The organism is Ferruginibacter sp. (assembly GCF_014377975.1).
In the GTDB taxonomy this organism is placed as follows: domain Bacteria; phylum Bacteroidota; class Bacteroidia; order Chitinophagales; family Chitinophagaceae; genus Ferruginibacter.
This window is the reverse complement of sequence record NZ_JACMOO010000137.1, coordinates 20625-35058: the sequence shown is the minus strand read 5'-3', so window position 1 is coordinate 35058 and position 14434 is coordinate 20625. Positions and strand designations below refer to the sequence as shown.

Here is a 14434-nt window from a genome sequence, read left to right as displayed (position 1 = left end):
GCTGTTCAAGCAATAAGTAATGATGCCAAAACTACTGCTCTCCGTACTTTTTACAATTTATTCAGTATGTAATCTTTACGCCCAGCTTTCTTCCATTAATGGTCATATAAGTAATGCTGCAGGCAAATCACCTGGCGGTACAACTATTTTATTATATCGCTTTACTGACAGCCTTTTAATTAAAACCGCAATTGCTGACGACAAAGGCGATTACGAAATTAACCAGGTGAGCGCAGGTAAATATTTTATCCGGTGTTCTTTTTCTGGTTATACAAAAATATCAACTTCTTTTTTTAGTGTGGGCGAAAATGAAATTGTAACCGTGCCGGCTCTTGTTTTACTTATTGAAAATAAAAGATTGCAGGATGTAACTGTAACTGACAATTATAAAAAAAATATTATTAAAGTAACGGCAGGTAAAACCGTTTTTAATGTTGAAAACAGTATCAATGCTACCGGCAGCACTGCTTTTGAACTGCTTCAGAAATCGCCGGGCGTATTAACGGATAAGGATGATAATATTAGTTTGAGAGGCAAAAACGGGGTACGTGTTTATATTGATGGCAGGGCTGTACCAATGGATGCGGCGGAGCTTGCCGGCTATTTAAAATCCATTCCATCTTCGGATATTGAATCCATTGAAATGATCAGTAATCCTTCTGCAAAATATGATGCATCGGGCAATGCCGGCATCATTAACATCAAACTTAAAAAAAATAATACCATTGGTTTTAATGGTTCTGCGTCGGCAGGATTAAACGTAGGTATCAATCCTAAAACCAATGCATCGCTTGGGTTAAACTACAGAAACAGCAAAGTAAATATCTTTGGTAGCTACAATAATAACTGGAGCAATAACGACAACACATTTAACTTATACAGGTTACAAAACGACACCATATACGATCAGAAAAACTTACAGAATATTACAGGATGGTCGCACAACATAAAAGCCGGTGCCGATTTTTTTGCATCTAAAAAATCTACCCTTGGTATTATTTTTACAGGAAACTTTAGTAATAATACTGTTTTCAGTCAATCCCGTACACCCAGTATTTCGGCAAAAACAGGCATCACAGATAGGATATTGTATGCCACCAATACCATTCCCGGCGTAACAGAAAATGTAAATTTCAATGTAAATTACCGTTATGCAGATACTACCGGACATGAAATAAATATTGATGTAGACCATGGTTTTTACAACAGCCGTAAATCCAGCTATCAGCCAAATCAGTATTACACACCGGTTCCGGAAACATTGTTGTACGAAAAAAATTACCGCAACAACACCCCCATCAACATTACCATCAATACTCAGAAGATTGATTATGCAATGCCTTATAAAAAAGGACAGCTAAGTGCAGGCGTAAAATTCAGCTTCGTAAAAACTAATAATGTTTTTAATTTGTACAATGTAATAAACAACCAGGATTATATTGATTTGAACCAAAGCAATACATTTTTTTATAATGAAAATGTTTTGGCAGGGTATATAAATTATACTACACCACTCAATAAAAAATTAAATTTATCGGCAGGCGTACGGGTAGAAAACACATCCAGTAAAAGCTTGCTAATTAGAGCTGATGGAATGCGTCAAACTGATGAACAGACTAACCGTAATTACACTGATCTTTTTCCCAGTGCAGGTTTATCGTTTATATCAAACGAAAAAAATTCATTCAGTTTTAATTATAGCCGTCGTATAGACAGACCCAATTACAACGATTTGAATCCTTTTGAATCGAGGGTAGATGAATTGACTTCTATAAAAGGCAACGCGTTTTTAAAATCCCAGTACAGCAATAGCTTTCAATTAACACATACCTATAAATCGCGTTTTACTACTACGATTGGTTATAGCCAGGTAAAAGATTTTAGTACTTTTATAATTGACACTACTGAAAAAACGAGGGTGTTTATTACCAAAAAGAATTTAGCCAGCCAAAATATTGCCAGCATCAATTTTTCGTTGCCTTTTAAAATTACTAAATGGTGGGATGCGTATACTTCTGTTGATTTGTACAACAGCAAATACAATGCAAATTTTGGTAATGCTAAAATAGTAAACATTAACGTTACCACTTTTGGATTATATGCCCGGCAAACGTTTAAAATGGGTAATGGATTTTCGGGCGAAATTTCTGGTTACTATACCAGTCCTTCCGTTTCGGCTGGCACTTTTAAAACCCGTTTTTATCTCAACATGGATATCGGTATACAAAAAAAGTTAATTCATGATAAAGCCAGTGTAAAATTCAGTTATACCGATTTGTTTCATACCCTACAATGGAATGCGGAAAGTAATTACGGCGGAACACATATCCTGGCCCACAGCCATTGGGAAAGTCAGCAGTTTAGAATGAATTTTACCTACCGGTTCGGCAGCAATAAAATAAAGGAAGACCGCGGCCATGCTACCGGAAATGAAGATGAAAAAAAACGCACTTCATCAAATGGTTTACTTGATGCAAATTAATTACGATTGTTAAGAAATATTTTTTACCCTGTAGGATCATTCAACCTAAATTTTACCAGCAACACATAAGTAATATTCCCCTTAATGTAATCAATGATATTTTTTGATGCCGGGCGTGCAGGTATACACAGGCTATGCATTAACGCCACTGTTGTTATTTTTTATTGGATATTTTTACCAATATTCTACGGCTATCCGAAGCGTTGTTGCTGCACCCTTTTTTCGTTCAGCGGTACTTATAGATAGAAGTAATTTGCTGCTAAAAAATTAAGCACCAGTAAAGTGATCAGTAGATGATTTTACTATTTATGGAAAGAAAAATACTTCATTTATATAATTTTACAATGACCCTCCGGATCGCTCATCAAAAAAGTTAACACAAGGGTAATACTAAAGTGGGCCTTTAAACTCCAATTTTGCAAAATCATAATTCAGTATACTGAGCATCCCACACGATATTATAACTGCAAAAGATTTTGGTAAAAATTTTAAATGGGGCGTTGCTATTGCGGCCGCACAAAATGAAGGTGCTACGGATGTAGATGGCAAAGGCAAATCCATCTGGGATAGTTTTACTAAAAACGGCAGCAAAATAAAAGGTGCTGCTAAATTAACCACTGCATGCGATTTTTATCACCGGTATAAAGACGATCTTTTGCTAGTAAAAGCACTTGGATTTTCGCTTTTTCGTTTCTCCATTTCCTGGGCAAGAATACTGCCGGATGGCACCGGTAAAATTAATAAAGAAGGTATTAATTTTTATCATCGGGTAATTGATGAATGCCTTAAACTGGGGCTGATACCCTATGTAACCCTTTACCACTGGGACCTTCCGCAGGAGCTTGAAAACAAAGGTGGCTGGACAAATTATTTTATCAACAAATGGTTTAGCCGTTTTGTAACTATTTGTGCAGAAGCGTATGGCAGTAAAGTGAAACACTGGATAATTTTAAATGAACCGTTTGGATTTACCACGCTGGGATATATGCTGGGCAAACATGCTCCCGGTAAAAAAGGATTAGGTAATTTTTTGCCCGCCATTCATCATGCTGCCCTGGCACAGGCAGAGGGTGGAAGAATTATCCGCAGGCTGGTGGAACAGGCCCATATTGGCACCACATTTTCCTGCTCGCAGGTTATTCCTTATTCTGATAAAAAAGAAGACCTTGCCGCCGCCAACCGGATTGACATTTTAATGAATCGTTTGTTTATAGAACCGGCGCTGGGTAAAGGATATCCTGTTGATGACTCCTTTAAATTTTTAGAAAAATTACAGCTGCACAATAAAACCTGGAAGTACACAGAGCGCCTGCATTTTGATTTTGATTTTATCGGGCTGCAATATTATTTTCCGGTTGTGGTTAAGCACAATAGTTACATACCCATTATACAGGCCACAGAGGTTAAAGCAACGGTAAGAAAAATGCCGGTCACTGCCATGGGATGGGAAATAAATGCTGATAGTTTTTACCGCACTATAAAAAAAATATGGTTGTATGGCGGGGTGAAAGAAATACTGATTACAGAAAATGGTGCGGCATTTAAAGATGAATTAAAAAATGGAATCATCGATGACAGGGCCAGAATTAATTATTTTAACCAGCACCTGCAAGCAATGTTAAAAGCAAAAAAAGAAGGAGTAAATATTAAAGGCTATTTTGCCTGGACGCTGATGGATAATTTTGAATGGAGTGAAGGATACCATCCCCGGTTTGGTTTGGTACATGTTGATTTAAAAACACAATTACGCACCATTAAAAACTCCGGTTACTGGTGGAGAGATTTTTTACAATAAAGGCTTGAATTTTCAATGATGAATAGTGAATGTTGGACACTATCATGGGCCATTCACAATTCACCCTTATCACTACCCTTCCAATAACTTTATTCCTGTTTTTTCAAAAGAAATTTTTCTTTCCTTATATAAATTTCCGGTCGTCATTTTAAAAGTTTTCTTGCTCATCCCGAAGAAATCATAAATATCTTCCGGCTTACTTTTATCGTTGTAGGGTAAATAACCATTGTTCTCTGCCAGTAAGCGCAACACTTTTCCCGCTTCGTCTTCTACCCTGTTATAGCCGGGTTGTCCTGCTGCTACATCAATGCGAAAGCGGTCGTCCTTGTCGTTGGTTACTGGATATATTTTTTTGATGAAGCCTTTAAACTTATCTCCCACACCAATGTTGCGATAAATTTCATTAAAATGCAATACTCCTGTGTGGCGGTTATTGATGATGCATACATAGCCAATATCTGTGCGGCGATAAACAATCAGATGAACAACTTCCAGTTCTTTAACAGTGAGCTCTTCGTTGCTTAAAAAAGGTTCCAGCTTTTCGGTAGCTGCAATGCGACCGGTCTGTTCATCCAGGTAAATTTTTATCAGGTAATCTCCATTTACCCTCATATCAAATATTTGTTTGCTCTTTGGAACAAAAATATCTTTCATCAAACCCATATCTAAAAATGCGCCGTGTGGAGTAACGGTTACTGCCCGCAGTTTTACAATATCATCCAATACACCTTTGGGTTCCTGCGTAGTAGCAATCAACCTGTCTTCGCCATCATGATACAAAAATACCTTTAACTCATCGCCAATTGCAGTAGCTGTTGGCACAAATCTTTTAGGCAACAAAATACCCTCCGCACCATCATCGAGGTACACGCCGAAATCCACTGCCCGTATTACTTTTAAGAGATTGTATTTGCCAACTTCTACCATTGAAATAAATTAATAATTAATAATTAATAAGTAATAATACAGTCAAATTACAGACTGATTAATAATATGAAAAATCTGCGTGCTGAGTAGTTTTTTTTTAGATCACTACGCTTCACCAGGTCCCGATTTTTATAATGAGTGTTGGGGCATCATTTTCTTTACGCAATCGGGGCAAACAATCCTTCTACAAACTGATACTTATCAAAAACCAGTAAGTCTGTAGCTTTTTCGCCCACGCCAATAAACTTAACCGGTATTTTAAACTGGTGCGCTATCGCAAGTACTACACCGCCTTTTGCCGTGCCGTCCAGCTTCGTAATCGTTAAAGCGGTTACATCTGTAGCGGCGGTAAAATGCTTGGCTTGCTCCAACGCATTCTGCCCGGTGCTGCCGTCCAATACCAGCATTACTTCATGCGGTGCTTCCGGTATCACCTTCTGAATGACCCTCTTTATTTTTGTCAGTTCATCCATCAGGTAAGCCTTGTTATGTAAGCGCCCTGCGGTATCTATAATAATCACATCTACATTTTTTGCCACCCCGCTTATTATAGTATCATAGGCAACAGAAGCAGGGTCGCTGCCCATTTCCTTTTTTACGATGGGCACATTGGTGCGTTCGCTCCAGATTGTTAACTGGTCTACCGCTGCGGCTCGGAAGGTATCTGCGGCACCTAATAAAACAGATTTACCCGCCCTGGAAAAGTTGTGCGCCAGTTTTCCGATGGTAGTTGTTTTACCCACCCCATTTACGCCCACTACTAAAATCACATGCGGTTTATGACCAGCCGGCAACTCGTAATTCGCATAACTTGTATCTGATGGGGATGATACCAGAATATCCGTGACTTCCTTTTTAAGGATTGAATTTAATTCACTGGTGTTAAGATATTTATCTTTTGCAACGCGTTTTTCTATACGGCTAATTATTTCAACGGTGGTTTCAATGCCCACATCTGCTGCTACCAAAGCCTCTTCCAGGTTGTCAAGTACTTCTTCATCTACTGTACTTTTACCGGCAATTGCCTTGGTTATTTTACTAAAAAACCCTTCCCGGGTTTTTTGCAAGCCCTGGTCTAATGTTTCCTGCTGCTGTTTTTTTCCGAAGAGTTTATCAAAAAGTCCCATGCATATTATCTCCCGAAAGAGTATTTATTTATTGATTATTATAAGATAAAACTACTTGAATCGCTGGTCGATTTGGGTAAAATTAAGAAAGCTGTTCCGATATTAATCAGAACAGCTTGAATATATTAATACAGATACATTTAATTTATTGACCTAAATGTTCTTTAATCTTGTCTTTGTGAACGATAGACTCTTTAAAAGTGTATGCACCGGTTTTAGGACTACGGAGTGCCCTTATTACTTTTGTCCAGTTTTTAGCATCTGATGCTGCTTTCTGGTCCTTGGTTTTAATCGCTGTTTTAGCTGCTTTTGCCATGACTATTTAATTTGAAAATTTGAAAATTTAAAAATCTGAAAACGTATGAACCTAATGTACAATCCCATTTTCACATTTTCGTATTTGCACATCCAGGAATTACTTAATTTCCTTGTGTACCGTTACTTTTTTTAAAATCGGGTTGAATTTTTTCAACTCCAAACGCTCAGGCGTATTTTTTTTATTCTTTTTTGTAATGTAGCGGCTGGTACCTGGTTTGCCACTGGCTTTATGCTCAGTACACTCCAAAATAACCTGAACCCTGTTACCTTTCTTTGCCATTGTAATTTATTTTATTTTACCCGTCCCCTTCAAAAGAGAATGGGTGGGTTTAAATTTTTTCGCCTGCTGCCCTTAGTTGTTTTACAACTGAAAACAGTCCGTTTTTATTGATGGTTCTGATAGCTTCTGAAGAAACTTTCAAGGTCACCCACTTATCTTCTTCAGCTAAAAAGTAGCGCTTGGTTTGCAAATTAGGCAAAAACCTACGCTTGGTTTTTATGTTTGAATGCGACACTTTATTACCCGTCATAGGCTTCTTACCTGTTACCTGACATACTCTAGCCATTGTACTAATTTTTTGGACGGCGAAGGTAGGGAAGATTTTTGATTTTTGACGGATGAAGATTGTTTTTTTTTAATTGCCCGTTGCAATTAATTTATTTCTATTTAAAAAACACTTTTTATTGCGCCACAATTCTTCTGCTGGTATACCAAAGCCCTCCCATTTGCAAAATAACTGCCAGCAAAATTAGCCCGACACCGATGTAAAAATGCCCCGTGAAAGATTTATTTTCATGAAAAAATATAAAAGCCAGGATGATGCCATACACCGGCTCCAGATTATAGGTGAGGTTGGCAGTAAAGGGGGAAATTTTTTTTAAGGCATTCAGTTGCAAATCGAAACAAAGCACCGTACACAGCCAGGCCAGCACAAGCAGCCAAAGCCAGTCTGAAGTAGTGGGCAGGTAATAAGCCGCCGGAAACTGCATTAAATAAAATGGGACAAACAGGCATAAAAATAAAAACCCGCCCCCCAGTTCGTATAAAGTAAGCGTAGCAGGATTAAAACGTACCAGTAGTTTTTTATTAAAAATGGGAAACAGGGAACTTCCTACAGCTGACACTATACCAAAAATAACTCCTACTTTAAACTGCGGATAAAAATCGAAAATGATATAAATACCCGCAATGGCCAGCATGCCCAGCAAAACTTCCCGGATATTTATTTTTCTTTTAAAAATAAGCGGCTCAAAAAAAGCGGTAAAGAAACCGGTACCCGATAGACAAACCAATGCAACAGAAACATTGGCATATTTTATACTTCCGTAAAATGTTACCCAATGCAGGGCAACTACCAAACCTACACCGCCTATTTTCAGGGCATCCTTTAAAGAAAGGCGTTGCAGTTGCTTTCTAAAAAACAAAATGAGGCCCAGCGTAAGTACTGTTATCAACAGGCGATACCAAACAAGCAGTGCTTCGTTTAAACCGATAAGTTTGCCCAGAATAGCTGTAAAACCTGCTAAAAAAACGGCAATATGCAACTGGACAAAAGCTTTTTTCATTCGGGAACAAAGATAAGGTTTGCCATTACAACCCGTAACAGGCAGTTGAAGAGGTAGTACAAAATGGAAGGCGTACCAAAAAGGTATGCGGTAAAAGAGGGCGATGCAACGATGCCGATCATGGCTGTTTTTGCCCGGATCCCAATTATTTATTTTTCCAAAATGGTAATATTATTGGGCAGATACAGTAATTATTTACCTTCGCAGCCACATGACGGAAAAAATTTTAATACTCGATTTTGGTTCTCAATACACACAGTTAATTGCAAGGGCTGTAAGAGAGGCAAATGTTTATTGCGAAATAATTCCTTATAACAAGGAAATTATATTTGGCCCTGAATTAAAAGGGATCATCCTTTCGGGATCACCTTTTTCAGTAAATGAAACCAATGCCCCTGTAGTGGATATTGAAGCGCTGGCTGCAAAATTACCTGTGCTGGGTGTGTGTTACGGCGCCCAGCTTACGGCAAAACTATTTGGCGGCAAGGTGGAAAAAAGCGACAAACGAGAATATGGACGGGCAAGGCTTGAAATTTTGAAAGAAGATATTTTATTAAAAAATGTGTTGCCCAACAGCCAGGTGTGGATGAGCCACAGTGATACAGTGAAACAACTTCCCGCAGGATTTGATATTTTGGGCACTACAGAAAGTATTCCCGTGGCGGCATTTGTACGGAGCAGCGCGGGTTACCCTTTATACGGCCTGCAGTTTCATCCGGAAGTTTACCATAGCACGGAAGGTAAAACCATTCTTAAAAATTTTCTGGTGGATATTTGCGGTTGCTCGCAAGACTGGACACCTGCGCACTTTATCAGTGATACAGTAGCTGCGTTAAAAGAAAAGATTGGCAATAAAAGGGTCATCATGGCCATGAGTGGCGGTGTTGACAGTACCGTGGCAGCCACGCTGATTCACAGAGCCATTGGAAAAAATTTATTCGGCATTTTTGTAGACAACGGGTTGCTGCGTAAAAATGAATTTGGAGAAGTACTGAAAATGTATGAACAACTGGGCCTGAATGTAAAAGGCATTGATGCCAAAGAACATTTTTATACCAAACTGGCGGGCAAAACAGATCCCGAAGAAAAAAGAAAAATCATTGGCGGGGGGTTTATAGAAATATTTGACCAGGAAGCCCAACGAATTGAGAATATTGATTTTTTAGGTCAGGGTACTATTTATCCGGATGTGATAGAATCTGCGGCTGTACATGGTCCTTCGATGACCATTAAATCGCACCATAATGTGGGTGGCCTGCCTGCTACGATGAAGTTATCGCTGGTTGAACCGCTCAGGTCTTTGTTTAAAGATGAAGTAAGAAAAGTAGGTGTTGAGCTGGGTTTACCGCACGACATGCTGTTTCGTCATCCCTTTCCCGGGCCGGGTTTGGGTATCCGTATTTTAGGAGATATTACGGAAGAAAAGGTACGGTTATTGCAAGATGCTGATGCCATTTATACCAATGGATTAAAAAAAGCAGCTCTTTATTCCAGTGTGTGGCAGGCAGGAACTATTTTGTTACCGGTAAAAAGCGTGGGTGTAATGGGTGATGAAAGAACCTATGAATTTACAATAGCGTTACGGGCGGTTACTTCTGTAGATGGCATGACGGCAGACTGGGCACATTTACCGTATGAATTTTTAGCGGATATTTCCAATGAAATCATCAATAACGTAAAAGGTATTAACCGGGTGGTGTATGATATCAGCAGTAAGCCTCCGGCAACCATTGAGTGGGAATGATGCGACTAAGCAAGCTGTAGGATTTATGATGCTTGAATTTTTAAAATTCAAATGATCACAGGGATTAGTATACCTCAAAAAAAACGAAAAAAATCAGCAATTCAGCAGTAGGAAGATCGAACATTAAAGCAAAGGATATGAAAAAATACAGGGTAAAAAAAACAGCGCTTGGTGCAAGGGCAATGCTGATTTTATGCATTTTTTTCAGTTGTTTTACTTTATCCTCAGCTGCACAAAATGAAACTACACCGGTTTTCAAGACTTATCGTGTTGGAATTTTTGCCCCGCTTTATTTAGATACGATTTTTACCAGTACCGGCGCCATCCGCTTTACAGATGCCATCCCCAAATTTATGACGCCGGGTCTTGAATTTATACATGGAGCGCAGATTGCATTGGACTCTATGAAACTTACCAATGACAATGTAGAGGCATTTATTTATGATACCAAATCGTATACTAAAACAATACCCCAACTCATTGCCGGAAAAAAGCTGGACAATCTTGACATCCTCATCGGTTCGGTAAAAGACGTGGAGTTTAAACAACTGGCAGATTTTGCCCTTACAAAAAGTATCCCATTTATTTCGGCCACGTATCCCAATGATGGAGGGATTACAGCCAATCCTTTTCTCGTAATTGTCAATTCTACTTTAAAAGCCCATTGCGAAGCCATTTTTAGTTATCTGGTTCAAAACCATGGTACAGACAAAATATTTCTTTGCCGTCAAAAGGGTCCGCAGGAAGATAAGGTGGCTGCATATTTTAAGATGATCAATATACAGGATGGCAAACCTTTGCTGGATATACAGACTTTAAATTTTGATAGCATCGTTTCGCCCGGCTTGTTAAAAAACAGGTTGGATAGCAACCGGCAAACCGTGATCATTGGCGGTTCGCTGGATGAAACCTTTGCTACCAAACTTACCAAAGCATGTTACCAGATACATGAGAGTTATCCAATTACTTTATTGGGCATGCCCAACTGGGATAATTTTAAAGCACTGATGAATAAAGATGTATTTGTAGATTTTCCTGTATTTTTTACAACTCCTTATTTTAACACCAAGTGGGATGAATATAGTAAAATGGTAAACTCTGTTTACATGAAAAAATACAAAGCCCGGGCTACGGATATGGCTTTTAAGGGATTTGAGTGTACCTGGCTTTTTACAAAACTGGTTACAACCTACCCTGGCACGGTAATCAATCACCTCAATGAAAAATCATTTAAACTAATTACTGATTATAATTTCAGGCCGGTACTACTAAAAAAAGATGCACCTGTACCGGATTATTTTGAAAATAAACATGTATACTTTGTACGCATCATGAATGGCAGCATCTCCAAAGCCTGGTAGTTTAATATTTTGTTTTATTTAAAACCACTTTTAACATTTTTTATTTTTACTGTATCGTGTCAAACATAATCCCGTACTGTTTGTAATAAGAAAGATGGACAATTCAAAAAAGTGTAACTCATAATAAATTAAAGTTGCCCGGTAAACAGGTACCGTATGCAGGCTGTCATTTACCTGCAAAAAACGGTATAAAGTGGAAAGAAGTAAAGTACTTTGATAAAAAATGCAGTAGTCATAAACAGTGGTAATAAAAATATTGATGTGTATTTACACTGGTTAATTTTCATTTGTTTAAAAAAAATCCGCATCAATCTTAATCCATTTATATTTTTTAATTCTAAATTTTTAATTAAAAAATGCCGCTAATTGAATTCTCCGACAAAGGTCTTTACTGCAGGCAGGGTAACTTTTACATTGACCCCTGGAAGCCGGTGGACAAAGCGGTTATAACCCATGCCCATAGTGATCATGCCCGTTGGGGAAGTAAGTACTATCTGTGCCATCACCTTACCAAACCATTATTACAATTACGCCTTGGCGACAATGTTTATGAAAGCGTAGACTGGAATGAACCTGTCTTTATAAACGGTGTAAAAGTATCCCTCCATCCTGCAGGCCACATCATTGGTTCTGCACAGATACGGGTTGAATACCATGGAGATGTATGGGTAGCAAGTGGCGACTATAAAACCGAAGATGATGGGATCAGCGGCGCTTTTGAGCCCGTTCAATGCAATACATTTATCACTGAATCAACCTTTGGTTTACCCATTTACAGATGGAAAAAACAGGCTGCCATTTTTGAAGACATTAAAAACTGGGTAGCTCAAAATAACAACCAGAAAAAAACCAGCGTGCTGATTGCCTACAGCCTGGGTAAAGCTCAACGGGTGCTTATGCCACTCGCCGAAATTGGTTTGCCGGTTTTTGTACATGGCGCAGTATGGAATGTTCACCAGGCATTGGTAAATAGCGGATGGAAATTACCCGAAGTACAGAGGGTTCAACCAGATACTCCCAAAGAACAACTGGCAGGTAACATCGTAATAGCACCGCCCAGCGCCGATGGTACGCCCTGGATGAAAAAATTTTACCCTTACAGCGTAGGAGTATGCAGTGGCTGGATGCAGGTAAGAGGCAATGCCAGAAGACGCAATACCGACGCAGGTTTTGCGCTAAGTGACCACGCAGACTGGAACGGTTTACTGGAGGCGGTTAAAGCCACTGGCGCACAAAAAGTATTTGCCACTCACGGCTTTCAGGCTGCATTCAGTCGCTTCTTAAATGAGCATGCTATTGAAGCAGGCGAGGTAAAAACAGAATATGGCGGAGAGGAAGAAAGTAGCAAGGCGCTGGGGGATAATGAGGAACTAATAATTAATAATTAATAATTGATAATTACCGGCCGGTTCCGCCTTTTATGTTACCGGGAGCCAAAGTTTAATTTTTAAATTGATTATGAAACAATTTGCAAAACTCGTATCCGTTCTTGGCACCAGCACCAAAACAAATGATAAGCTGCAGGCATTGCAGGATTATTTTGCGGTAGCAGCTGAGAAAGATAAAGTGTGGGTAATTGCCATTTTCAGCGGCAGACGTCCGAAGCGTATTATTAACTCAACCATTTTAAAAGCCTGGTGTATGGAACTAACGGGCATTTCACCGTGGTTGTTTGATGAATGCTACCACACGGCAGGCGACCTGGCCGAAACAATTTCACTATTACTGCCGGAACCTGAGAACGAAAATAATTTTGTTGCAGAACATACCTTATCGTTTTACCTGGAAACATTTATCCGCATTGAAAAACAGGATGAGCTGGTAAAAAAACAGTTCATCACCAGTAGCTGGCAGCAAATGGACCGCAATGAAAAATTTGTTTTTAATAAACTCATCACCGGAGGATTTAGAATCGGGGTATCGCAAACCATGATGGTAAAAGCCTTGGCAAAATCGGTAAATGTTGCGGCATCTGTAATTGCTCACCGCATCTCAGGCAATTGGAATCCTGCCATAACTACTTTTGAAAACTTGTTGAGTGAGACCGTTGCTGCAACTGATTTTTCGAAGCCATATCCTTTTTACCTCGCTTATGCGGTGGATGAAGATGTAACAAAGTTGGAAGATGAAAAACTGTGGCAGGCAGAATGGAAATGGGATGGCATTCGTGGACAGATCATTAAACGCGACAACAACTTTTTTGTATGGAGCCGTGGAGAAGAATTGCTTACCGAAAAATTTCCTGAGTACAATAATTTTAAAGATCAGTTACAGGAAGGCACCGTAATAGATGGCGAAATTATCAGCCTTTCAACCACCGCAAAAGAAGACCCCTTTAAACCTTTACCTTTTGCAGCCTTACAAACAAGAATAGGAAGAAAAACAATCACAAAAAAGCAATTAACAGCAGCGCCTGTAGGCTTCATCGCTTATGATTTACTGGAGTTCAATGGCGAAGACATCCGCTATAAATCTATGGCAGAAAGAAGGGATTTGCTGGAACAGGTAATTGCAAACACCAATGATCCATCACTGCATATTTCACCTGTTATTGCATTTACAAACTGGCAGCAGTTGGGTCATATACGTGCAAAATCGAGGGAGATGGGCAGCGAAGGCATTATGCTAAAAAGAAAAATTTCGCCTTACCAGGCGGGCCGTAAGAGGGGCGACTGGTGGAAATGGAAAATTGATCCGCTCACAATTGATGCGGTAATGATTTATGCACAAAAGGGACATGGCCGACGCAGCAACCTGTACACCGATTATACTTTTGCTGTAAAAGATGGCGATAAACTAGTACCATTTACCAAGGCCTACACTGGACTTACCGATAAAGAATTTGCGCAGGTAGACAGTTTTGTAAAAAAAAATTCAATTGAAAAATTTGGGCCCGTGCGTACCGTAAAACCTGAACTTGTTTTTGAAATCGCTTTTGAAGGTATCGCTGCCAGCAACCGCCATAAAAGCGGCGTGGCATTGCGCTTTCCCAGAATGAACCGCTGGCGTACAGACAAAAAAACCGAAGAGATAAATACCTTGGACGACCTTAAAAATATGTTGACAATTTATAACCAGCAAAGCGGCGTTGTTGAGGCAGGCGAGTTATAAAAG

The 14434-nt window shown here is 39.3% G+C and carries 12 protein-coding genes; 6 read left to right on the top strand and 6 right to left on the bottom strand.

Annotated elements, in window-relative coordinates; translation table 11 throughout:
- Positions 1-19: 19 nt before the first annotated feature.
- Positions 20-2482 (top strand): TonB-dependent receptor, encoded by a 2463-nt coding sequence (locus H7254_RS08160; protein ID WP_301932498.1) that lies wholly within the window; start codon positions 20-22, stop codon positions 2480-2482.
- Positions 2483-2918: 436 nt separating this feature from the next.
- On the top strand, positions 2919-4277 hold the full coding sequence (locus tag H7254_RS08155; RefSeq protein WP_367875427.1) for a GH1 family beta-glucosidase: 1359 nt from the start codon (positions 2919-2921) through the stop codon (positions 4275-4277).
- Positions 4278-4349: 72 nt separating this feature from the next.
- Here H7254_RS08155 and H7254_RS08150 read toward each other — a convergent pair whose 3' ends face one another.
- The 6 genes from H7254_RS08150 to H7254_RS08125 all read right to left on the bottom strand — a co-directional run bounded on the left by H7254_RS08150 (position 4350) and on the right by H7254_RS08125 (position 8215).
- Positions 4350-5204, bottom strand: coding sequence for a S1 RNA-binding domain-containing protein (locus H7254_RS08150; protein ID WP_301921124.1), 855 nt, complete (start codon positions 5202-5204; stop codon positions 4350-4352).
- 158 nt (positions 5205-5362) lie between these two features.
- Complete coding sequence (ftsY, locus tag H7254_RS08145) at positions 5363-6331, bottom strand: signal recognition particle-docking protein FtsY (protein ID WP_301932497.1); 969 nt, start codon at positions 6329-6331, stop codon at positions 5363-5365.
- Between the two features lie 145 nt (positions 6332-6476).
- Positions 6477-6647: a DUF4295 family protein gene (locus tag H7254_RS08140; protein WP_301921126.1), complete on the bottom strand. Its 171-nt coding sequence runs from the start codon at positions 6645-6647 to the stop codon at positions 6477-6479.
- Between the two features lie 99 nt (positions 6648-6746).
- Complete coding sequence (gene rpmG, locus H7254_RS08135) at positions 6747-6929, bottom strand: 50S ribosomal protein L33 (protein ID WP_229760836.1); 183 nt, start codon at positions 6927-6929, stop codon at positions 6747-6749.
- Positions 6930-6978: 49 nt separating this feature from the next.
- Positions 6979-7215, bottom strand: a complete 237-nt coding sequence (rpmB, locus tag H7254_RS08130; protein ID WP_301932496.1) for a 50S ribosomal protein L28 — start codon at positions 7213-7215, stop codon at positions 6979-6981.
- Between the two features lie 115 nt (positions 7216-7330).
- A complete protein-coding gene (locus H7254_RS08125) occupies positions 7331-8215 on the bottom strand; it encodes a DMT family transporter (protein WP_301932495.1) in 885 nt (294 codons plus the stop codon).
- A 211-nt stretch (positions 8216-8426) separates the two neighbouring features.
- Here H7254_RS08125 and guaA point away from each other — a divergent pair, with 211 nt between their 5' ends.
- From guaA to H7254_RS08105, 4 genes are all read left to right on the top strand, one after another.
- Entirely contained in the window at positions 8427-9959 is a 1533-nt protein-coding gene (gene guaA, locus H7254_RS08120) for a glutamine-hydrolyzing GMP synthase (RefSeq protein WP_301932494.1), read from the top strand.
- Between the two features lie 137 nt (positions 9960-10096).
- Complete coding sequence (locus H7254_RS08115) at positions 10097-11320, top strand: ABC transporter substrate-binding protein (RefSeq protein ID WP_301932493.1); 1224 nt, start codon at positions 10097-10099, stop codon at positions 11318-11320.
- 356 nt (positions 11321-11676) lie between these two features.
- Complete coding sequence (locus H7254_RS08110) at positions 11677-12708, top strand: ligase-associated DNA damage response exonuclease (protein WP_301932492.1); 1032 nt, start codon at positions 11677-11679, stop codon at positions 12706-12708.
- 70 nt (positions 12709-12778) lie between these two features.
- Entirely contained in the window at positions 12779-14431 is a 1653-nt protein-coding gene (locus H7254_RS08105) for an ATP-dependent DNA ligase (protein WP_301932491.1), read from the top strand.
- Positions 14432-14434: the final 3 nt, after the last annotated feature.

Excerpts from the sequence above, each read along its gene's own strand:
- H7254_RS08125 (WP_301932495.1), bottom strand. The coding sequence starts at position 8,215 with ATGAAAAAAGCTTTTGTCCAGTTGCATATTGCCGTTTTTTTAGCAGGT.
- H7254_RS08105 (WP_301932491.1), top strand. The coding sequence starts at position 12,779 with ATGAAACAATTTGCAAAACTCGTATCCGTTCTTGGCACCAGCACCAAA.
- H7254_RS08150 (WP_301921124.1), bottom strand. The coding sequence starts at position 5,204 with ATGGTAGAAGTTGGCAAATACAATCTCTTAAAAGTAATACGGGCAGTG.
- H7254_RS08160 (WP_301932498.1), top strand. The coding sequence starts at position 20 with ATGATGCCAAAACTACTGCTCTCCGTACTTTTTACAATTTATTCAGTA.
- rpmB (WP_301932496.1), bottom strand. The coding sequence starts at position 7,215 with ATGGCTAGAGTATGTCAGGTAACAGGTAAGAAGCCTATGACGGGTAAT.
- rpmG (WP_229760836.1), bottom strand. The coding sequence starts at position 6,929 with ATGGCAAAGAAAGGTAACAGGGTTCAGGTTATTTTGGAGTGTACTGAG.
- ftsY (WP_301932497.1), bottom strand. The coding sequence starts at position 6,331 with ATGGGACTTTTTGATAAACTCTTCGGAAAAAAACAGCAGCAGGAAACA.
- H7254_RS08110 (WP_301932492.1), top strand. The coding sequence starts at position 11,677 with ATGCCGCTAATTGAATTCTCCGACAAAGGTCTTTACTGCAGGCAGGGT.
- H7254_RS08140 (WP_301921126.1), bottom strand. The coding sequence starts at position 6,647 with ATGGCAAAAGCAGCTAAAACAGCGATTAAAACCAAGGACCAGAAAGCA.
- H7254_RS08115 (WP_301932493.1), top strand. The coding sequence starts at position 10,097 with ATGAAAAAATACAGGGTAAAAAAAACAGCGCTTGGTGCAAGGGCAATG.
- guaA (WP_301932494.1), top strand. The coding sequence starts at position 8,427 with ATGACGGAAAAAATTTTAATACTCGATTTTGGTTCTCAATACACACAG.